The sequence below is a fragment of the Shewanella sp. SM74 genome, from assembly GCF_025653725.1.
GTDB classification, from domain to species: Bacteria; Pseudomonadota; Gammaproteobacteria; order Enterobacterales; family Shewanellaceae; genus Shewanella; species Shewanella oncorhynchi.
Window position 1 is genome coordinate 197,587 of sequence record NZ_JAKKRZ010000003.1, and the last position, 21,547, is coordinate 219,133.

A 21,547-nucleotide genomic window follows, 5' to 3' on the forward strand; every position below is an offset into this window, starting at 1 on the left:
GCTTATGAACGAGAGCCATGGTCGTTCTCATGCATCCCTGCATTGCACGACATTCAGGCGTCCTGCCTATCAGATGGCGAACTGGCAGTTAAACGCGGATGTTGTTCAAGTCAATCCGTGGATGCAGGGTCGCCCCGTCCTGCTCTTTGATGAACGGCGCCATCTCTGATATTTATCTGTGTACGTTAGTGACGCTTAAATATAAAACCAAAATTAAGATGTTGATTTACACTGTGATATTACTACGTTCTAAGGCAGTCGTTAGTGATAAGCAGGGGATCTTTATCAAGTCGCTTTAACCACGTGCGATAGCGCACATACTGAGGATACCTTGGTAGTATCCTCGACTCGGTTGATAGTATTCTCGATTATGTCCATGAGGCATTTATAGTAAAGGTGAGTAAATGAACGAGGTATTACTACAAATAAAGGCGCTCACCAATGGTGATCCTTTGTTGACGGCTGTCATTGTTGGAGTATTAACATTAACGTTAATTGGACTCGTAGGCTACATGCTAAAAGATGTCCCCGCGAAGCTGTTAAGTTGGCTCAGTAGTCTGCTGTTTGTGCGGCTCACTATAGACGATAGCCATCAGGCGCGCACAGAGGTATTCAATAAACTGTCCTTTTTGATCAGTAATACTACTATTCCGTTTTTTTCACGCTCTATCTCTGAGGCTGTGTACTATGACTATAGTGTGAGTTACGACGGGCGTGTCAGTGTTAAGTCTATCGGCTACGGTATGCACCTGTTCAAATACGGTGGTTGTTTCATGTTGGCTACCCGATCTAAGGTCGATAGTACAATGGCATACGATACTATTACTGTAAGTGCACCATGGTGGGCAAAAGATAAACTATATAGTTTTTTAGAAGATACTCGTGGAGACATCTCTACAGAGCCGAAAGTTAATATTTTCGAAGAAACCGAATGGTGTCGCTATGGCACATTGAAATCATCGGGTTTTAGTGAATTAGTGCTAGATGAAGGGTTTAAGCAGAAGTTGATGGGGGAAGTTGATAACTTCGCAAGTAGAGGGAAGTCGGTTGTAAGTAAGCTAACCATACTGTTACATGGAAAAACGGGTACTGGTAAGACGGGTATAGCGAGAGCCTTAGCTGTTGAGTATCATCGCGATCTATACATATTGAATCTATCTACTGTAAATGATGCCACTATTCATAAGGCGATTAGAAAGGTACCGCCCGGAGCTATGTTGTTAATAGAGGACTGTGACTGTGTAAAGGCTACGGTATCACGTACTGCTGAAAGTAATGCAGATAACCCACCACTCACTTTAGGTGGCGTTCTAAACGCGTTAGACGGAATCATTCCTCTTGATGACTGCCTTGTAATAATGACCACAAATCATCCTGATAATCTTGACCCAGCGTTGATACGTAAAGGTCGTGTAGATGTCAGTATTGAAGTACCACTTATCAGTGCAAAACAAGTTAATGAAGACTACTTTGAACGTTTTGGCGCAGTTCTTAATAGAACTGAGCCATTGTTAGGTTGTGAAGTCTATGAACTCCATCGCAGAGCGAACTTAAGATATGGTGTGTGTTGTAAGCCAGTGTAGATGCTCTGGATTCAACAAACCATGAGGTCATGATAGCCATGAATAACAATAAACTGATCGTCTTCAATTAGTGGTAACTGGCCGAGTTGCTGTAATCTGATTTTTAATTCAGCAAGCAGAAATACATTGTCATCCGCCAAACCGGCGGGAAAAACGGTTTTCGCAATTCTAATCGCGTTAATGGATTTATAGCGAATACGCCTTTGCACAAAAAGACAATCAGTAGCCATGATCTCGGATAACACTTGATTTGAGGCTTCATAATCGAGAGGAAAGTCCTCTTCACCGACCAACTGTAGTTGCAAATACACAGGACAAGAAGCTAACAGCGTCATACATTCGCGCCATTTGGTATTATTCATCATAGAACTCATAATGTTAAATTGCTTTTTTACCCCTGATGATTAACAAGTTACCTTTGGTGTTTAACAGCCCGTATAGGGATTAAAAATGATAGCGAATAAAGTAAGCCGCTTAAAGTAATGGACTAGACGTAAACTCGTTTAGTACATCTTCTGAGGTTGACTCATATTCAACCACCAGTTTATGGGGTGTAAGCCGATACACTCTCACCTCAATATTCCCTCGCACAGCATAAATTAAAGCGCCGCCATAGGTTGTTTCAGGCCCAAGATCTCCTGCTGGAACTTGCTCGGCGGCGCCAATATACAGGCACCCTGACAATACTGTTAAGTTTGCAGAGAGATAATTCGAATTGAGCCCAGCCTCACCTAGCTTGCGGAAAATTTCAACCTCATAACAACCATCGGCACCAAGTCCTACGAATAGCACATGACCTTGATTGATTTCCAAAATTTCGTCACTCGGCACAGACCACCAATCAGCCGTATCTTCACAGCGATGAGTTAATGCCGCGGGATCAAATATCGCCATTGTGGCAGTATCTGTGTCAAACCGAGTTGTTGTATAGGGTTTACTCATCATCCTTGCCCACTAACAGAAATGATTCTGACTACCTGTTTTATCCTTGATAACTCCAAACCTAAAATAGAAAAATCGCCATAATTTTAGGCCGTTACTACCACTTACTTACAACAATCCTTTACATAAAGGCTTTAGTGAACGCTTCCTTCGACTGGCGAATGTAGTTACGGGCGCTTTTGGCGTGCTGCTCCCACACGGCGCGATCGCTAGGATCGGTAAAGGGGTTTTGCTCGGCGGCAATTGAGCGCTCAAATTTGTCGTAGAAGGTCAGCATGGCCGAAGTGATCTGATTAAAACGTTCCTTGAACTCTTGAAATTCATCAATCTTCTCAGTGGTTTTAATCATGTACTGCACTAACTCTGCATTGCTGTTCGAAGCCAATAGCGCCTCAGCTTTAGCACTGATATTGGCACTCGCCTCAGCAATCACCAGCGCGCGTGCCTGCTCGTCTTTACTCATCACTCGGCTGTAATTTTCAGGTGTGCGGGCAATACTGGCATGCTGTAAGTAACTGCGCAGATGCTTGTCGAGATCCTTACGGAAATTATCTAAGTTCTTCTGCATACTAACTAAATCATTATCGAGTGCAGTGACTTGTTGCAGTTCTTTTTCGATTTCAGACATAAACCGTTCGGCCTGCTGATAAATTTTCAGGCCATTTTCTTCAGCAAACTTTTTATCACTACGGCTTAAGTCACTGTTGTCATAATTAGAGCGATCAAAAGTCGCTGCTAAGAATGACTTAAAGGGTTCGGCAAAGGCGGAATACGCACCGGCACTGACCACGTTTAAGGTGGCAGTAGCCAAGTCACCAAAGGGTTTCACCATAGAGCCTAAACGCGCCTGTTGGAGAGGCGATGCCACACGTTTAGCGTCAGTTAAAACCGACCTAAAGGTGTTATATCCCATAGGGTTAGACATTTTATTGCGCTCAGACGTCGCCAACACAAAGGTGATACTTGAATAAATAGCATTCGAGTACTCGAGGTATTGTCTTTGGCTCTCGAGCTGGGCGGCATAATTTTTACCTAAAGTACGAAATGACTCAGACTGCACTTCGTAATTCTTATCAGCTTTCAGCTTATCTAAAATCCCGCCGATAATTTTCTGCTCATTTTTTTGCAGGGCCATATCAAGGCGAATTTTACCTAAGCTCAAATCGTCCAAACTGATAGGGCCATTAATGGCCTCAATATCAAGACGGATATATTGGCGACTCGGATCATCAATAGACACTCGGTGTGCTAAATATTCGTTAGCCCCAGGGGTGATATCGATTAAAGCAACATGCTGCCACTGGGCATCGAGCTTTAATACCGGAGAGGTCAATACATTGATTCGATATTGGGTTTGAGTATTCTGGGTTTTTACCCAAAACTCTAATAGACCCGCTTCAGAAATAGGGTACTTACTGACGATACTGCTATTACCTTCGACGCAAAGCAGCGCACTTTCACCTGTGTGAGGTTCAGCGCCTTCAAATTGACAACCCATGATCCACGACCAAGGTTGAGATAAACGATTGCCTTCGAAGTCGCTGGCAAACACTAACTCATTCTCTTTGGCACTGGCATTAACTGTCGTTAACACGCCAAGCAACAGCATAGAAATGACTGCAGTGGTGCGCATAAGGGCCTCATAAAACATAAATTACTAAAATCAACGAGCGAGTCATTCGGCTCAATACCCAGTCATATCAACGATCAATCGACCTAAAAGCCTAAGCGAACTCAGTCTATTAATTGAGGGCTATAGCCTCGGCTCAACAGCACGCTTGGATAAGTCATTTTTGATTGCAGATTAAACCAGCGAAATGTACCAGAGGCCATCATCCCACGCTAGCCCTAAGTCATGTTTAACGACGAAAGATATGTGGGCAATTACAATTGGGGCCATTAATCGCCCCAATTGTAAAATTTACGTAAAACTAAACACTTATGCCACAGCTACAGGTTACTTGCCTCGCCCCTTGTCTTGTCAATATATCAGGCGAAACCAATACAGCCCAAAGCAAGAATTAATGCAAACGTGCCTCGACTCGCTTCATGGCGTAAAACATCCATATCGTCAAGATAGTGCTACAGGTCGCGAGCGACACCCACACACCAATCACGCCGAACGCCCATGCAAAGCAGTAGATAATCGCAGCGATAAGAATAAGCTTAGCGCCCGTCAGCATAGAAGCTTGTTTCGAACAATTAATCGCTTGGAAGAAACTCGCACCAACTAAGATTAAGCCTTCCATAGGCAAGCCCCAAAAATACCAGCGCATACCTTCAATCGCCACTGGTGTTAAATTCGGATTATCACCGGCAAACAAATACACTAACCATTCAGGGCGAGAATAAATCAGCGCTAAACCTAAGGCTGCGGTAAGTAACGTCATACCAAAGGCAATATTGCGCGCTTGTTTAACCCTGTCAAAGCGCCCAGCTCCCGCGTTAAAGCTATAAATGGGTTGAGTACCAAGCGCAATGCCCTCAAAAATCAGATAGAAAAACGCTTCGGTGTAACTCACCACACCATAGGCGGCCACATGTAATGGACCGCCAACCCACAAAAAAGCCGTATTATGCAGGGTTAACACTATCGACAAATACAGATTCATCAAAAAGCTGGGGAAACCAACGCGGGCTATATTAAGGCAATTATCGAGCTTGAGCTTCATCTGCTCAAAAGTGATTTTAAGCTGAGTGCGCGGACTGAAAAAATGCTGTAAACACAAAAGCCCCGTTACCGCCTGCGACAACATAGTCGCAATCGCTGCACCTGCTAAACCAAAGGGGAAAACCACAATAAACAGCCAGTCTAAGAAAGTGTTTAATACACCACCCAAAATCAGCACCCAAGTCACCATGGATGGCCTGCCATCATTACGCAGCAGTGTGGTGAAGGTCATTGAAATTATGGGGAAATGACACAGTGCAAAATACCAGAATAAGTATTCGTTAGCATTTTCGAGCATCTCCCCTTGCGCCCCGAGGGCAACCAAAATATCTCGCGAGAATATCCCACCAACAAGGGCAAAAAAGCATCCCGTTAATAAACATAACGTAAAGGCATTACCCAGTAGTTTACGGGCCTTGACTACATTACCTTGGCCAAGATTGATTGACACTAATGCCGCGCTACCCATACCTATCATGGCGCCAATAGCGTATAAAATCGCGCCCACAGGGTAAGCTAGCATCATCCCCGCCAGCCCTGTTTCACCTAAATAGTGGCCAACAAAGATGCCATCAATTGTCACATATACGCCCGTGACCAACATAGAGGCTATGGTGGGTATGGTATAGCGCCAAAAAAGCTTCGCAATCGGCTCCTCGAGCAAGCTCATATCCGCAGGAGCATGATTAGATGTTGTTGCTGTCATTAGCGTTTCTCACAAAAAGGGGGGCTAGAGTCGTATCTATCTAGAAAAATGATCGGGTGAACAAAAATGCGACAATGGATTGTACCTAAAAATAGCGAGAACTCAAAGCATGTTCATTGTGAATAATTAACAATAAAGATTAATCATCACAATGACTTAAGCAGAAACAGTCCAATTTCAGCCAAATGACAAACTCAGTACAGTTCAATAACAGATGTGGGTTAATTCATCATTTTCTGCTACTTTTTTGGTGTTTAAGGCCGAATTAGGTAAAGTATCCGTTCAAGCAAGCCCATTAACGTATTTAAGCAAGATGAAATCATTAACTTTATAAATTTAAGTTTTTGATAATTAATGGGTTAAACAGAAATAAATTCAATAACAATAATAAGGGAAGGACATGAGTCAGAATAGTCCAAATGCAGGCAACGATCTGCGAGAAGTCAAACAGCTCGGCATGTGGGCCTCCATTACTAGCTTAGGTTATGTGTTTTGGTTAGTTGGTGGTATGGAGTTAGTCGAGCGTATCGCCTACTACGGTGTTAAAGCCAGTGCTGGATTGTACGCTAAAGCGCCAGAGTCTGCGGGCGGCCTTGGGATCAGCCTAAGTGACTACGGCATTATTATTTCCCTCTGGGCGATCATGCAAACCTTTGTGCCCGTGTTCACTGGTGGCATGTCTGACCGAGTGGGCTACAAAGAAACCATCTTCGGCTCCACCATCATTAAAATCTTTGGCTATCTCGTCATGGCATTCTTCCCCAGCTTTTGGGGCTTCCTTGTCGGTGCATTACTCCTTGCCATAGGCACAGGGATATTTAAACCGGGCATTCAAGGCACCTTAGTGCTGTCCACTAATCGCAATAACACTTCAATGGCTTGGGGCATTTTTTACCAAGTTGTAAACATTGGCGGTTTCCTCGGACCCTTAGTTGCCGTGCATATGCGCCAATTGTCGTGGGACAATGTATTTTTCGCCTGCGCCGCGATTATTTCACTCAACTTCTTATTCTTACTCACCTATACCGAGCCAGGTAAAGCCGAGCGACTGGAACGCAATAAGCAAATAAAATCAGGTGAAGTCGAACAAGAACCCCTGTGGCGTGATGCTTGGCGCGAGTTGAAAAAGCCGATTGTAATCTACTATATGCTCGTTTTTTCAGGATTTTGGTTCTTGTTCAATGCCTTATTCGATGTGCTGCCTATCCATATTTCCGAATGGGTCGATACCAGCGTAATCGTCACCTCCCTCTTTGGCAGCGAAGGCACCAGTAACGGCATTCTGCAATTTTGGCTTGGCCTCAATAACGAAGGCACTAAGGTGATGCCCGAAGGCATGCTCAACCTTAATGCGGGCCTGATCATGACCTGCTGTTTTATCGTCGCGGCACTGACGGCTAAATACCGTATCACTACCGCCATGTTTATTGGTTGTTTGCTGAGTATTTTAGCTTTTGTGTTTATCGGTGCTTTCCATGCGGCATGGTTTATCGTATTCGCGATTGCCATGTTCTCCATTGGCGAAATGATGATTAGCCCGAAGAAAAACGAGTTTATGGGTAATATTGCTCCCGAAGGCAAAAAAGCCATGTACTTGGGATTTGTGATGTTGCCCCAAGGGATCGGCTGGGGATTAGAAGGCTACTTTGGCCCTAAACTCTACGAGATTTATGCATCAAAGGAATTGTTTTCGCGGGATTTATTGCTAGAGCGCGGCATGAACAGCACTGAGGTCAGCGCCATTCCCCAAGGTGAAGCCTTTACCACTTTGGTGAGTTACACAGGTGAAAACGCACACGATCTCACCCAACTGCTATACCACAGCCATAACATTGGCATGGCGTGGTACATCATCGCCGCCATAGGGACTATCTCAGCGGTAGGGATTTACATCTATGGTAAGTGGTTACTCACACTACAAAGAGCCCAGCAAGCCGCCTAAGTGAAACTCGCTGACCTCATTCTGGGCAAGGACGACAAAGACAAGATAAGGGCTAGATGATGGCAAGGTGAGGAGCGATCCTCATCTTACCTCATCAGTATCAGAAAGATCTTGTCAGCAACTCAGGCGTAAATTGTTCGGGCGACAGCAATAAGCCTAGGCTTTCGATTTGTGCATTCAAACGATTGAGATCTTGAGTCAGCGCCGGCAAGGTTAGCGTATTGTCATCGAGCTCATACACTTGCCTTAAACTAGTGTAATAAAACAGCAATATAATCAAAGCATTCACATCATTTTGCGCCGCAGCGGCTTTAATCTTTATCAACTTGCGATAGATACGATTATGGAGTTGCTTTAATTGCCACACATAATAAATTTCGCTGAAGAAGGATTTATCCTTCAAGTTGTAAATCACTGCGCTACACAGACCCAGACTGAAAATCACCCCTAAGAGATTCAAATGGAAATTACCTGTAGGCTCACCTGGCACAGGCGTCGCCCCAAACAGCGCAATGAGTCCAGTACCAAAAATCAGCGATAACACGACTAAGCTAACAACTAGAATCACAATGAATAAATTCATATTTTTACGATACAAGGTTTTATCTATTTCCTGCAGCTTCATAACATCCCGCTCAAATAAACCGCCCAGCATTGGCGTATAAATCAATCAATGGCAGAGCATACCGCAATCCCCTTTATTCGGCCTTAACTGATTTAAACGCATAACGAAAATACATTTCTCATTCTCACTTACAAACGATACAAATTGAAACTTTTAGGCGTAACTAAGCAGGCTGAGGGATAGGATGATGTATCGATTGAAGATCAACGGCTTAATGCCCTTACGATTAATCTTCCATTTATTTCAAAACATTAAAATGTTAACGTGCAATCAAATCTGAGTAAAATTTGCTAACCTTAACCCTAGTGAATTGCATAACGATATCGCCGCTTTTACGAGAGACAGTGTTCTAACCTTCCGCATTCAAACCACACAAGGAATGCCATGATACTCAGCAAAGGCTTTGCACAAGTCGTCCTTTTGGTGCTCAGCAGCCTTTGCTTGACTGCACAGGCCAAAGATCTGCTCGCAGTGGGTTCGAGTTTCAGTCAAATTTTTGAACTACAAGCCAATGGCGAATATACCGGCTTAGGTGTCGATATTTTGAATCGCTTCGCCCAGCAGCAAAGTGTGAACATTCACTATCAAATTACCCCATGGCGCCGCGCTATCTCTATGGTTGAACGTGGCCAAGCGGATATTCTTATTGGTCCCTACGATACCCCAGAACGTAATGCCAACTTGGTTTTTGCGGCGAAGGCATTTTACCGCGATGATATGGTGTTTTATGCTCGGGCAGACAATGAAATAGTGTGGAATGGCGACTATGCCAGTATTAAAACGCAACGGATTGGAAAAATGCAGGGTTGGAGTTATGGCACACGGTTTACTGAACAAACTAAATCATTAAATATCAATGAATTTGTCGATATTAAAAGTGGCATAGAACGGCTTTCGCGGGGTGATTTAGATTTACTCGCCACCAATAGTCGCAATACCAATGCAGTGCTCGCCCAAATCAAAATCCCTAAAGCAATTACGCCAATCATGCCGATAATCGATGTGCGAGACGGCTTTATGGCTTTTCCGAAACAAGCTAAATTTGATCCGCTAAGAATTCGTTTTGACAGCTTCTTCGAGGAGATGATCCAAAATGGCACACTCACGACACTCGGCCAAAAATACCGCGTGACCTTGCCTTACTGAGCCGGCCTTACTATTCCCACCAAATCTGACCCCTCTTACCTATGCTCACACCTGTAATAAAGAGTGATGGGGAACTCTGTTAGCTAAGACAAGCAATCAACTGCAGCTCAATCTCGTTCCAATTGACGTCGTCCATGGTAATCATTTCTAGTCTGGAATCTAAGGTGTCATCGAGTTCAACCACAGTAAACTCATGGTCAATCCAGTTAAATCCCGCAATTCCATCAGTAGTGATCATCACGGCCTTTAATCTAAGCAACACTTGCCCAACGTTGGATGACTGAGCTTGCCGCTGAATAAAATCCATTAATTTATCAAAATCAAATTCTTGACTCGGTTCAAACACCCAGCCGCAGCTAAAACAACCTTCACCTTGATTCTGCTTTCGCACTATACCGCGATCATCAAAATCAAGTGCGGCTTCGATTGCACCTTCGGCAAAGAGGCTCAACTCACTCAAGCGAGAACCACCAGCACGAAACAAGCTTGGGGCCGTCGTCGGTAGGCTGCCCAGCTTTAGGCCAGCGCTAGCATGCCCATTTATATTGAGTGACACGCGCCTTAGTTGGTTAAGATAGTCCAGCAAAGCGCTAGGTAAAGGCTGTTGATTAGAGTGGCTCACTACAGGAATATCAGTACGTTCAATATGGCTTAAATAAGTCTGCAATTCATAGAGTAACTTAGTATTTTCAGCATCATACAAGTCAGACTTAGTTGCGATGATCACATCGGCCACTTGCAACTGTTGAATAAAATTTGCATGTTCGCGATAGCGAGGATCGTGGATCTTACGCGCGTCCACCAAACATAGGGTGCTACGCAGTGAAATCACATTCTGATAATGGGGCGCACTCAGTACTTTAATGATTTCATTAGGATGCCCAAGCCCAGTCGGTTCAATCAATAAGCGGTCAGGTTTCGCTTTCGCAATCAACTGATTGATGGCCACTTGTGTCGGTACGCCCGCGGCGCAGCACATACAGCCACCCGCAACCTCACGAATTTGTATGCCGTTATCGGAGGAATTAAGTAACCCCGCATCAATGCCGACCTCACCGAATTCATTGACCAGCACTGCCCAAATTTCATCCGCGGGTTTAGTCGCCAGCAATTGCTTAATCAGAGAGGTTTTACCTACACCTAAAAAACCTGTAATGATATTGGTGGGAATCGCTTTGATAATCATAAGGAAACTCGCTCGAATAGAAAGCTTAGCGCTCGAGTGTAGAAGTATTGGCTTTGAAGCTCAACAAAAAGCGCATCGGTGAGGATGCGCTTTTAGAATCGCGACAGGCTATGTAGCAAAATATGCAACTGACTATTCAACAGTCAAATCAACAAACTAGGCAACCGTTAGACGGCTAAACTAATAGGCACTTTGCACTTATTAGCCTTGATTGTTGGGCTTAGCTTATTTTGACTTAGCCTATTTTGACTTATTGGTGCGAGAGCCAAAACCTGACTTATTGCTCACCAAATTCGACTTAGGTTTAGTCGCATTAAACGGCTTACCTGAGCCAGAAGCTGGCTTAGCACGGCTAGAGGATTTATCGGCACTGGTTTTGCTATCCTGCGCTTTACCTTTCGCGTACTTACCCTGACGAGACTGACCAATAGTACGATCCTGCGGCGCCTTATGGCTCCACTTTCCAATCGGCTTAATCGGTGCCGCAGGCGCATCACGGTAACGGGCAGGCAAAGGCGTGCCTTCTTCATAACCCGGTTGTACCGACACGGGCAGTTTCTGCTCAATCAAGGCTTCAATTTCAGCGAGCATTTCATCGTCAGAAGGTGACACGAACGAAATCGCGCGACCCGTTAATCCTGCACGACCTGTACGACCAATACGATGGATATAATCTTCGGCAAGGAAAGGTAATTCAAGGTTGATCACCATAGGCAAGGCATGAATGTCTAAACCACGAGCGGCCACATCGGTCGCCACCAGCACCCGCAATTTACCAGCTTTAAACTCTTCCAACACCCGATTACGGGCGCCTTGTGTTTTATCGCCGTGGAATACACCTGCGGCTATGCCATCCAGCTTTAATTCTTGTAATAAATGCTCGGCGCTTTCTTTCGTGCTGGCAAACACCAGCACTTGGCGCCAATTGTTGCGGCCAACGAGTTCTGACAACAGCTCGGCTTTGCGGCGTTTATCAACGCGATAGACTTCCTGCACAACTGTGGATGCGGTAGTCGTGTCAGCAACATTCACCCACTGAGGTTCATTCAGCATTTTCTCGGCGAGTTGTTTGACGGCATCGCTATAGGTCGCTGAAAACAACATGGTTTGATGCTGCGGCGCAATTAAGCGTTTCACTTTTTCAATGTCGCGCACAAAACCCATGTCTAACATACGGTCGGCTTCGTCGATCACTAAGGTCGTGACGCTCGACAAATCTAACTGGAATTGGCCGATAATGTCGAATAAGCGACCAGGAGTTGCCACCAAAATATCAACGCCCTGCTCTACCCCTTTACGCTGGGGATTCATATTGGCGCCGCCGTAAACCGCTAAGGTTTTCAGTGGCAGGAACTGGCTGTATTTCTGGATATTTTCGCAGACTTGGATCGCGAGTTCGCGGGTTGGCGTCATCACCAACGCGCGTAAAATCGGTTTATCATTGCTGTCGCTTGTTAAAGACTCAGCCGCCAACTTTTCAAGTACAGGCAGAGCAAAGGAAGCCGTCTTACCTGTACCCGTTTGGGCGCAGGCCATAATGTCTTTGCCTTCAAAGGCAAGCGGGATCACTTTCTCTTGCACTTGAGTGAGTTGCTGATAGCCACACTCAGTTATCGCATTCAAAATAGGAGAAGATAAACCGAGTGTTTCAAATTTCATAGGGACTCTTTAGCTAAGTAGTAAAACTTTGATGCGAGGTGATACTCAATGCCCCAACGCGGGGCCGCGGAGTCTAGCAAAATCCGCGGCGTTTTTATAGGCAATTATCGCCACTAAGTTAATATATCCTCAGACATGGGAGACTAAAAGCGGATCCTGTAAGTATTTTTGGCTAAATTCACCCGCAGGAACAGGTCTTGAGAACAAGTAACCTTGGCCGTAGTCACAGCCTGCAGCCAACAAGACTAGCCGCTGCGCATCGGTTTCGACACCTTCGGCAATCACCTTCATTCCCAACTTGTGGGCCATCACGATAATCGCCTCGCAGAGAATTTGATCGTTTGAATCGGTATCGATATGGCGGGTAAAAGATTGATCAATTTTAAGATAATCAATGTCAAACTTTTTCAAATAGGCGAGTGACGAATAGCCAGTACCAAAATCGTCCAGCGACACTTGCACACCCGCATCGCGGTAGGCCAGTAGTTTTTCGGTTACACCCATACTGGCATCCAATAACAGGCCTTCGGTAATTTCAACACAGACTCCCGCACCTGTAATATTAAGATCTTGCAATAACTTCAACCAATCATTGAGCAGCGTGCCTTCATCACGAAATTGAATTGGGGATTTATTGACGCTGATTTGGATTTCAACCCCTAATTCGTGACGCCACGCCGCACTCTGGCGAGCGGCTTGCTCGAACACCCAATTGCCGATTTCAACAATCAAGCCGGTGTCTTCTGCCACAGGAATAAACTCAGCAGGCGACACAGCACCACGCTCCGCATGATGCCAGCGGATCAAGGCTTCAGCCTTGGTCACTTCACCCGTTGCTAAGGCAACAATCGGCTGATAATGCAGTTCAAATTCTTTATTCACGACCGCTTGACGTAAGTCTTGGATCAAGCGCATGCGGTATTTGGCGTATTCCTGCATCGATGGGGTGAAATAGTTGAAGCGATTACGCCCTTGATCTTTCGCCGCATACATAGCCTGATCCGCATGCTTGAGAAGCCCTTCAATACTGGTCGAATCATCGGGATATAAAGTAATCCCGATACTGACGCTGATATAAGCGGTTTCTTCCCCTAACACATAGGGTTCGGCAATTCGTCGCAAAATATTCTCGGCGACGCGCTCAATCCCCTTATGGTCTTCCATCGAACTTAACACCACAGTAAATTCATCGCCGCCAAGACGCGCCACGACGTCAGCATCACGCACACAGGATTTCAATCGACTCGCGGTTTCTATCAGCAGTAAATCGCCCATGGCATGGCCTAAGGTGTCATTCACTTCTTTAAAGAAATCTAAGTCCAAGAACAGTAAGGCAAAGTGGTTGCGATTGCGGTCGGCATTTTTCACTTCACTGCTTAAATACTCCAACAACATGCGCCGATTGGGCAACCCCGTCAGCGTATCGTAGTTGGCTTGTTTCCAAATCAGATGCTCATTTTGCTTCTTATCGGTAATGTCTGAGAACAGGGCAACACGTCGATAGGGATGGCCTTCTTTATCATTAATCGTATTGATGGTTAACCAGATGACATATTCTTCGCCATTTTTGCGCCGCTGCCACATTTCCCCCTGCCATTGGCCTTTCTCGCGGATATCATTATTCATTTTGGTGTAAAAATCACGGCCATTGAGGTCACAATAAAGCAGCCGAATATGTTGGTCCCGCACTTCAAATTCGCGATAACCCGTCATCACACTAAAGGCGGCATTGACGGTAATAATTACACCCTTTTCATCGAGGACACTCATGGCTTCTGAGCTGTTATCGTAAACCAGTGCCGACAACTTTAAGGATTCTTCGATAAGTTTTGCGTCGGTAATATCGGTATAGGTTCCACACATACGCAGAGCATTGTTGTTTGCATCTCTGCTCACGACTTTACCTGTATCAAGGATCCACCGCACCTTACGGTTTACGGTATTTAAGCGGTACTCCATCTTATGTTGCGCCGTTTCGCCACGAATATGGGCCTCAATCGAATGCAGCACTTTAGGCCTGTCTTCGGCGACTATCGCATCCATCCATTGACGACTATTAGCGTTGAGCATATCAACATCGCAGCCTAGAATATCGGCGCTGCGGGCGTTACGTTCGATACGATCATTACGAATATCCCAATCCCACACCCCAAGATCGCTACTGCTTAACACCAGTTCGAGTTGCTCACGGCTAGCGAGCACCTCTTGGTCGGCAATGGCCTGTGAGGTGATATCTAAATATCCAGCAATAACAAGCAACACGGCATTATTACCACCGCGCTTACAGGCGACTGTCATATGGGTGTAAACCACGCTGCCGTCTTTAACGATAAAACGTTTATCCATCTCGTAATTATCGATATCCCCCCGCAGCATAAGCTCAAATTTCAGGGCATCCGCTTCTAAATCATCGGGATGGGTAATTTGTGCCCACGTCATCCGTAGCAATTCAGCTTCTGAATATTTGAGCATTTGACATAACCGCGGATTCACCTTTATCCACTTTTGATCTATCCCCGTTATTGCAATACCAATATTGCCCGCGTTGAATTGGCTCCGAAAAAGGAAATCATCCTGCAGACGAATTTGTTCATCACGCTCTAATTCAAAACGTCGCGATAACAAGCGGCTCAGTAGCCAAGTCGCAATCGGGAAAATGGTCAATACTGGGAGGGTCACTTTGGCGAGCAATGGCATTGCTATGCCATCGGGTAGAAATAAGAACCACAACAACATCACAATATGAACGGTATAGGCAAAGAGAAAAATTTCTCCACCTGAAATATTGGCTAACAGAGACTTACGATATTGGCGCCAGATCACCCCGATTAAACCGGATGACACTATCACGCCGACGCCAATCCATATACCAGCGCCACCGATACTGATGCGATACAGCGCCGTCATCACGACAGCAACCAAGGTCGGTAAACCACCGAAAAACAGACCAGAAATACAGAGAATAACCGAACGGGTATCAAAGAAAACGCCAGGCAAATATACCCAAGGCGTACTCATAATAGTGATACCAATGCCACCAATCAGCATCCCAATAATGATGCGCCACAGTAAAAAATACTGCCGCTGGTGTTTTTTAGGGATCACGTCGTACAAAAATACCAACGCCAGCAATAAAGCCGCATTTTGTACTAACGGAAAGAGAATACCTTTATCCATAACTCAGAGAGCGACTCCAAAAATGAGGGGGCTTGATACCATTTTAACATTCCCCCACAAGTGTAGCAGAATCACTTAGAAATCATGCGTTAATTCCCTTTGTCGCATCACACTTTGGACTTACCACATTACATTTTGCAATAGAGTTGTTGACGATATTGCTCTGCAATAGAATGCCAGTCAAAACGCTGTGCCATGGCCGCAGCACGCACTTGTGGCCATGTTTTTCCCTCGAAACAAGCAATGGCTTGCACCAACCTTTGCAAAAACGCTTCGGCTTGCTCATTTAAGCTATTGCCGTTAAAAGCAAAACCATTAACGCCATCCTCAACGGTATCCTTTAAACCGCCTACACTATGCACTAAACATGGCTGTCCCGCGCGCATAGCCAACATTTGACTGATGCCACAGGGCTCAAAGGAGCTTGGCATCAAGAAGAGATCGCCATGCTGATACAGCGCTTCGGATAAAGCCTCGTTATATCCCTGCAAAAATAATAGGTTATCGTATTTAGCCCCTAACGCTTGGAAGGACTTAGCAATGGAGACATCGCCGCTGCCGAGTAAAATAAATAGCGCCGTCGGTTTTGTTAGCTTCAACGCGTTAAGCAAGGTCTCAAGCACAGATAAGCCCGAGGGCAATTGATGCCGCAGCAGCAAGACTTTTTGATCGGTCAAACGGCCCACCGAAGTGAGTAACAGACTCGGTACTTGCTCCGCCATTGCTTGACGCCAATGGGCTTGCGTGCGCGCAAAGGCAATCATGTCCACGCCGCTCACTTGGGTTTGATGTCCCTGCCATTGCACTAACGCAGTCTCAATCGCACTGAGCAGTTGCTTGAACTGCGCCCCTTGAATGCGCGCCTTTGGCTTAGGGTTTACATCGGCTGCCGATGAATATACACAGCCATTTAAAATCCCCACCACCTTGCCGTCATTAGCCTTGACCTGTAAGTCATGCTCTAACCCTTCGCCCCCAAAGAATCCCGCCTCTGGTTTGGAGGGCTGTAACACTTCTTTGGCGTAACTGGGTGAGACTAAATGCACTTTATCGCTCAGCACTATCCCCATGCGCATTGGGTTAACGCAGTGGGGATAACGCGGATCGGTGATCAGCTGTTTTTGCCCCTGCGTTAAAGACGCAAATAACTCGGGAAACCATGCCGCAAACGAGGACGAGTCTTGGCTTAGGGGACGTATCCCCTGCAGCGCCAAATTGTGGATGGAGAACACACACTCAATTTCTTTGAGAGCACTGAACTCAGGCACAAACGCCCTAAGCATGGCTAAGCAGCCCGCATGCCAGTCATGTAAATGCAGCACAGTCGGCATAGGTACTCTGCCAGTAACTAATGCTGTCGCGACGCTCGCGCAAAGAAAAGCAAACTTAGTCGCATCGTCGGCAAAAGGACGCTCGGCACTGCCTTGGCTATAAATCTGCCCAGGTACGGATTGCCATAATGCATGTTCGAGCAGATAAATCATCGCCTCTGGCACTTGAGGATGGGGCATGGCAAACAAATGCACCCGCTCCAATCGGCCGCCAAAGGCCACGGTTAACTCACCCAAATCTTGGGGTTGATTCGCGACCGCAGTCAAAAAGCCATAGCTTGGCATAATCACATCGGCGCACAAATCCACACCCGCCAAAGCGTCGGGTAAGTCACGGATCACATCCGCCATACCGCCAACCTTGGCGCCCGCAAGGGCACCGTTTTCAGCCGCGACCATTAAAATGCGTTGTTTCAATTAATTGGATACTCCCGCTACTTCATTTCAGCGGCTTATTAATAAGCTGACTGTACCTAAGCGCTAAATCTAAGGGCTTAATCTAAACACTTAACTTAAGCCCGTACTTAAAGCTCGAACTTAAGCCCGTTTCTAAGCCATTTGCGCTCATTATGCATGGCGACTCAAAGGATGAATTGCAATGTTATTCATAACCCACTGGTAAACCTAGCATGTCACGGGTCACTAAGGTGACGCCTTTTTCCGACACTCTAAAGCCTTTGGCTCGGTCGTGATCGTGGTTATAACCTATCACCATGCCTTCGGGAATAATGCAGCCACGGTCGAGTATGGCATTCTTGATTTTGCAATGGCGCAGCACGACTACATCGGGTAGCACTACTGAATCTTCAACCAACGAATAAGAACAAACGCGTACCTCGTTAAATAATACGCTACGGCGCACTGTCGCCCCCGAAATAATACAACCGCCCGAAACAATCGAGTCCAACGCCATACCGCGTCTGTCATCGTCATCAAACACAAATTTAGCGGGTGGTAATTGTTCTTGGAAAGTCCAAATTGGCCATTTCGCATCGTACAAATTCAGTGCTGGCGTGGGCGATAACAGTTCCATATTTGCTTGCCAGAAAGAATCTAGCGTACCCACATCGCGCCAATAGGCTTGCTCGTTCGGGAAAGCGCTCTTAAAGGGATAGGCAAACACATTATGTTTTTCGATGATCGCAGGAATAATATCCTTACCAAAATCGCGATCTGAGCTTTCATTTAAGGCATCTTTCTTGAGCTGGTCAAACAAAAACTCTGTGTTAAACACATAGTTGCCCATAGATGCTAAACACATTTCAGGATTACCCGGAGAATGCTTAGGTTGCAGCGGCTTTTCTTCAAAGCCTAAAATGCGCATCTCTTCATCGACTTCCATCACCCCAAACGAACCCGCAGCTTCGGCAATCGGCACTTCAAGGCAAGAGACTGTCATATCTGCACCCGACTCGGCATGGGCGGCTAATAACCCAGCATAATCCATGCGATACACGTGATCGCCAGACAACACCATCACGTATTTAGGCAGCTCGTGGCGAATGATATCGATATTTTGAAATACCGCATCGGCCGTGCCTTGGTACCAGTTTTCCGAATAGCGTTGTGAAGCGGGTAAAATCTCCACCGACTCGCCGAGCTCCTTCTTAAAATGGCCCCAACCGCGCATCACATGGCGGATCAAAGAATGCGACTTGTACTGAGTCACAACCCCGACACGACGAATACCCGAGTTGATACAATTTGAGAGCGGGAAATCGATAATACGAAACTTACCACCGAAATACAGTGCAGGTTTAGCACGCCAATCCGTGAGTTCATGCAAGCGAGACCCGCGCCCACCAGCTAAAATCAACGCATAGGTTTCACGAGTTAAATTACTGATATAACGAACATTAGACATAGGCTCTTACTCCGAAATCGGCAAACTGATTGCCCATAAATGGCTTATCGATACGGCAGACACTGCCGTACTCCCCTGAGTATTTCTCACTTGCATTCCCCATTCCTTCCATTGATTGCTGCATTCCTTTCAAACACTTATACTCAACCGCTATAACAAGACTTATAACCCAGAGCCCAGCCCTTACAGTTTCCAAATTTCATCGCGATAACCCGCGATCGTCACATCACTCGAAAAACGTCCACTGGCGGCGGTATTGCGAATACTCATCTGCGTCCACACCTGCGGATCTTTATAGGCCCGCGCCACGGCTTCTTGCACGACTCGGTAACTGTCAAAGTCGGCGGCCGTCATCCATTGATCGTCGCTGCTTTCGATGGCGGCAATAATGGGATCGAAAATCCCCGGCTCCAGCAGATTGAAATGACCACTTTTGAGTAACTTCATCACCTCAGATAACGCCGGTGAATCGTCAATAATGCTGCGTGGATGATAGTGACTACGTACCTGCGAGACCTGCTCCGCATTGAGTCCGAACAGGAAGAAGTTCTCTGAACCTACTTCCTCTAACATCTCGATATTGGCGCCATCCATAGTGCCGATGGTCAGGGCGCCGTTCATCATGAACTTCATATTGCCCGTGCCCGATGCCTCTTTGCCCGCGGTTGAAATTTGCTCGGACAAGTCAGTCCCCGGACAGATTTTTTCCATGGCGCTGACGTTGTAGTTTGGTAAGAAAGCAAAGCGTAGGTAAGGCGTCACCATAGGATCGGAATTGACCATATGAGCAACATTGCTGGCGAGCTTGATGATCAACTTAGCCATAAAGTAACCGGGCGCCGCTTTACCGCCGATCAATACACAACGTGGCACCATGTTTTCGGTGTGGCCTTGCTGGATCTGATGATAGAGATGGATCACATGCAAGATATTGAGTAACTGACGTTTATATTCGTGAATACGCTTCACTTGCACGTCAAACAGCATAGCCGGATCGAACTCAACTCCACATTCCTTAACAATCATCTTAGCCAGCAAAGCCTTGTTGGCTTGCTTCACATCACGCCATTTTTGGATAAACGCATTGTCCTGTGTGAGAGCATTGAGCGCCGTTAACTGGCTTAAGTCTGTCACCCATTCTTGACCTAAATGGGCGGTCAGTAACTTAGCTAAGGCAGGGTTACAATGGGCAAGCCAACGTCTTGGCGTCACACCATTAGTGCGGTTATTAAACTTATGCGGCCACAACTCATAGAAATCCTTAAACAACCCAGATTTGAGTAGTTGCGTATGTAAACCCGCGACACCGTTGACCGAGAAACTCGCCACAATCGCCAAATACGCCATACGTACATAGGGATGTGGGCCATCTTGAATAATTGACATACTCGCCAATTTCTCACTATTTCCTGGCCAATGGTGGGCGACAATATCTAAGTAACGGGCGTTGATTTCATAAATGATTTCTAAGATGCGTGGCAACATTTGCGCCATCATACGCACGGGCCAACGCTCTAGTGCTTCAGGCAACAGGGTATGGTTAGTGTAAGCCATGGTCTGGCTGGTAATCGCCCACGCACTGTCCCATTCCAAACCGTATTCGTCGATCAATAATCGCATCAACTCAGGCACGGCAATGCTAGGGTGAGTGTCATTCAACTGCATGACATTTTTAGCGGCAAACTGCGTAAAATCATGACCATGACGACTCACCCAACGTTTGAGTAAATCCTGCAAGCTAGAGGAGGATAAAAAGTATTGCTGACGTAATCGCAGCTCTTTGCCGTTCTCGCTCGCATCATTTGGGTAGAGCACCATAGTGATCTGCTCGGCCAAGTTTTTACGGGCCACGGCTTCCGTGTAGTCGCCTTGGTTAAACTCAGCTAAATCAAAATCATCGGTCGCTTCAGCCTTCCACAATCTCAGGGTATTCACCCGTCCATTGCGATAACCAGGAACTGGCATGTCATAGGCGACGGCGAGCACATCTTGGGTTTCAACCCAAATAATGTGCCTACGGCCTTGTTTATCGACATAGGATTCAGTGTGGCCAAAAAACGGCACTGTCACGTTGTGGGTCGGCACGCGCACTTCCCACGGATTGCCTTCGCGCAGCCAACGGTCGGGACGCTCAACCTGATAACCGTCGACTATCTTCTGGGCGAACATGCCATATTCGTAACGTATGCCATAACCCGTCACGGATAAGTCCATACTGGCGCAGCTATCAAGGAAACACGCCGCCAATCGACCTAGGCCGCCATTACCTAAACCGGCATCATGTTCGGCTTCTTCTAACTCTTCTAGCGATACCGCATAGTTGCTCAAGGCATCACGGCTATCTTGCTGTAAATCTAGACTCAGCAGTGCATTGCCCAGCGCCCGGCCCATCAAAAATTCGAGGGATAAATACGCCACTTGCTTGCGCTGAAAATGGCTGTCATCCACACGGGTCTGACGCCAATTGTCTAGCATCTGTTCTTTGACGCTATAGGCCAGCGCTTGAAATAATTCGCAGCTCACGCCTTCGCCACGGCTGAGTCCATAACGTAAATGGCGCTCAAAAGAAGCGGGCAAGGCATCGCAGGGCTCGCAGGGTTCAACGACTTTAGGCTTGGCCTGACGCTTAGCTGGCGCCTTCTTACTTGCCGCTTTTGGCGCGGATGATACGGTTTTTTCGCTGGTATTTGGGCTCAGCTCGCTTTCGTCAGTCAT

At 46.3% G+C, this 21,547-nt stretch carries 15 protein-coding genes; 3 read left to right on the plus strand and 12 right to left on the minus strand.

The annotated features are described in order from the left end of the window. Nucleotides 1–404 precede the first annotated feature (404 nt). Nucleotides 405–1,583 carry an AAA family ATPase gene (locus L5M49_RS04785; RefSeq protein WP_212600339.1) on the plus strand — a complete coding sequence of 393 codons (1,179 nt, stop codon included), beginning with the start codon at nt 405–407 and terminating at the stop codon, nt 1,581–1,583. An 11-nt stretch (nt 1,584–1,594) separates the two neighbouring features. On the opposite strand, the gene L5M49_RS04790 is transcribed toward L5M49_RS04785, so the two are convergent. The 4 genes from L5M49_RS04790 to L5M49_RS04805 form a co-directional block, all read right to left on the minus strand. Next, complete coding sequence (locus tag L5M49_RS04790) at nt 1,595–1,948, minus strand: hypothetical protein (RefSeq protein ID WP_263265555.1); 354 nt, start codon at nt 1,946–1,948, stop codon at nt 1,595–1,597. Nucleotides 1,949–2,057: 109 nt separating this feature from the next. Next, nucleotides 2,058–2,525: a DUF6386 family protein gene (locus L5M49_RS04795; protein WP_251071031.1), complete on the minus strand. Its 468-nt coding sequence runs from the start codon at nt 2,523–2,525 to the stop codon at nt 2,058–2,060. A 121-nt stretch (nt 2,526–2,646) separates the two neighbouring features. Continuing rightward, complete coding sequence (locus tag L5M49_RS04800) at nt 2,647–4,158, minus strand: hypothetical protein (RefSeq protein WP_113941018.1); 1,512 nt, start codon at nt 4,156–4,158, stop codon at nt 2,647–2,649. Between the two features lie 388 nt (nt 4,159–4,546). Then, the gene (locus L5M49_RS04805; protein WP_028760699.1) at nt 4,547–5,902 is read right to left on the minus strand and encodes an MATE family efflux transporter; all 1,356 of its coding nucleotides are present in this window, start codon (nt 5,900–5,902) and stop codon (nt 4,547–4,549) included. A 400-nt stretch (nt 5,903–6,302) separates the two neighbouring features. Between L5M49_RS04805 and L5M49_RS04810 the strand changes: the two genes are divergently transcribed. After that, nucleotides 6,303–7,844: an MFS transporter gene (locus tag L5M49_RS04810; RefSeq protein ID WP_263265556.1), complete on the plus strand. Its 1,542-nt coding sequence runs from the start codon at nt 6,303–6,305 to the stop codon at nt 7,842–7,844. Nucleotides 7,845–7,944: 100 nt separating this feature from the next. On the opposite strand, the gene L5M49_RS04815 is transcribed toward L5M49_RS04810, so the two are convergent. After that, nucleotides 7,945–8,469 carry a DUF3087 domain-containing protein gene (locus L5M49_RS04815; RefSeq protein ID WP_219250127.1) on the minus strand — a complete coding sequence of 175 codons (525 nt, stop codon included), beginning with the start codon at nt 8,467–8,469 and terminating at the stop codon, nt 7,945–7,947. A gap of 384 nt (nt 8,470–8,853) precedes the next feature. On the opposite strand from L5M49_RS04815, the gene L5M49_RS04820 reads away from it, so the two are divergent. Next, nucleotides 8,854–9,615, plus strand: a complete 762-nt coding sequence (locus tag L5M49_RS04820; protein ID WP_263140379.1) for a substrate-binding periplasmic protein — start codon at nt 8,854–8,856, stop codon at nt 9,613–9,615. Between the two features lie 79 nt (nt 9,616–9,694). Here the strand turns inward: L5M49_RS04820 and L5M49_RS04825 are convergent, their stop codons facing one another. The 7 genes from L5M49_RS04825 to L5M49_RS04855 all read right to left on the minus strand — a co-directional run bounded on the left by L5M49_RS04825 (nt 9,695) and on the right by L5M49_RS04855 (nt 21,547). Continuing rightward, entirely contained in the window at nt 9,695–10,801 is a 1,107-nt protein-coding gene (locus L5M49_RS04825; protein WP_263140381.1) for a CobW family GTP-binding protein, read from the minus strand. A gap of 240 nt (nt 10,802–11,041) precedes the next feature. Next, nucleotides 11,042–12,460 (minus strand): DEAD/DEAH box helicase, encoded by a 1,419-nt coding sequence (locus L5M49_RS04830; RefSeq protein ID WP_131522993.1) that lies wholly within the window; start codon nt 12,458–12,460, stop codon nt 11,042–11,044. Nucleotides 12,461–12,589: 129 nt separating this feature from the next. After that, complete coding sequence (locus L5M49_RS04835; RefSeq protein ID WP_263145090.1) at nt 12,590–15,637, minus strand: EAL domain-containing protein; 3,048 nt, start codon at nt 15,635–15,637, stop codon at nt 12,590–12,592. A gap of 128 nt (nt 15,638–15,765) precedes the next feature. After that, on the minus strand, nt 15,766–17,385 hold the full coding sequence (locus tag L5M49_RS04840; RefSeq protein ID WP_263265557.1) for a glycogen synthase: 1,620 nt from the start codon (nt 17,383–17,385) through the stop codon (nt 15,766–15,768). A 184-nt stretch (nt 17,386–17,569) separates the two neighbouring features. Next, nucleotides 17,570–18,832, minus strand: coding sequence for a glucose-1-phosphate adenylyltransferase (gene glgC / locus L5M49_RS04845; RefSeq protein WP_006085131.1), 1,263 nt, complete (start codon nt 18,830–18,832; stop codon nt 17,570–17,572). Continuing rightward, nucleotides 18,825–18,956: a hypothetical protein gene (locus L5M49_RS04850; RefSeq protein WP_263145093.1), complete on the minus strand. Its 132-nt coding sequence runs from the start codon at nt 18,954–18,956 to the stop codon at nt 18,825–18,827. The genes glgC and L5M49_RS04850 overlap by 8 nt, the downstream gene beginning before the upstream one ends. A gap of 59 nt (nt 18,957–19,015) precedes the next feature. Beyond that, nucleotides 19,016–21,547 carry a glycogen/starch/alpha-glucan phosphorylase gene (locus L5M49_RS04855; protein WP_263265558.1) on the minus strand — a complete coding sequence of 844 codons (2,532 nt, stop codon included), beginning with the start codon at nt 21,545–21,547 and terminating at the stop codon, nt 19,016–19,018.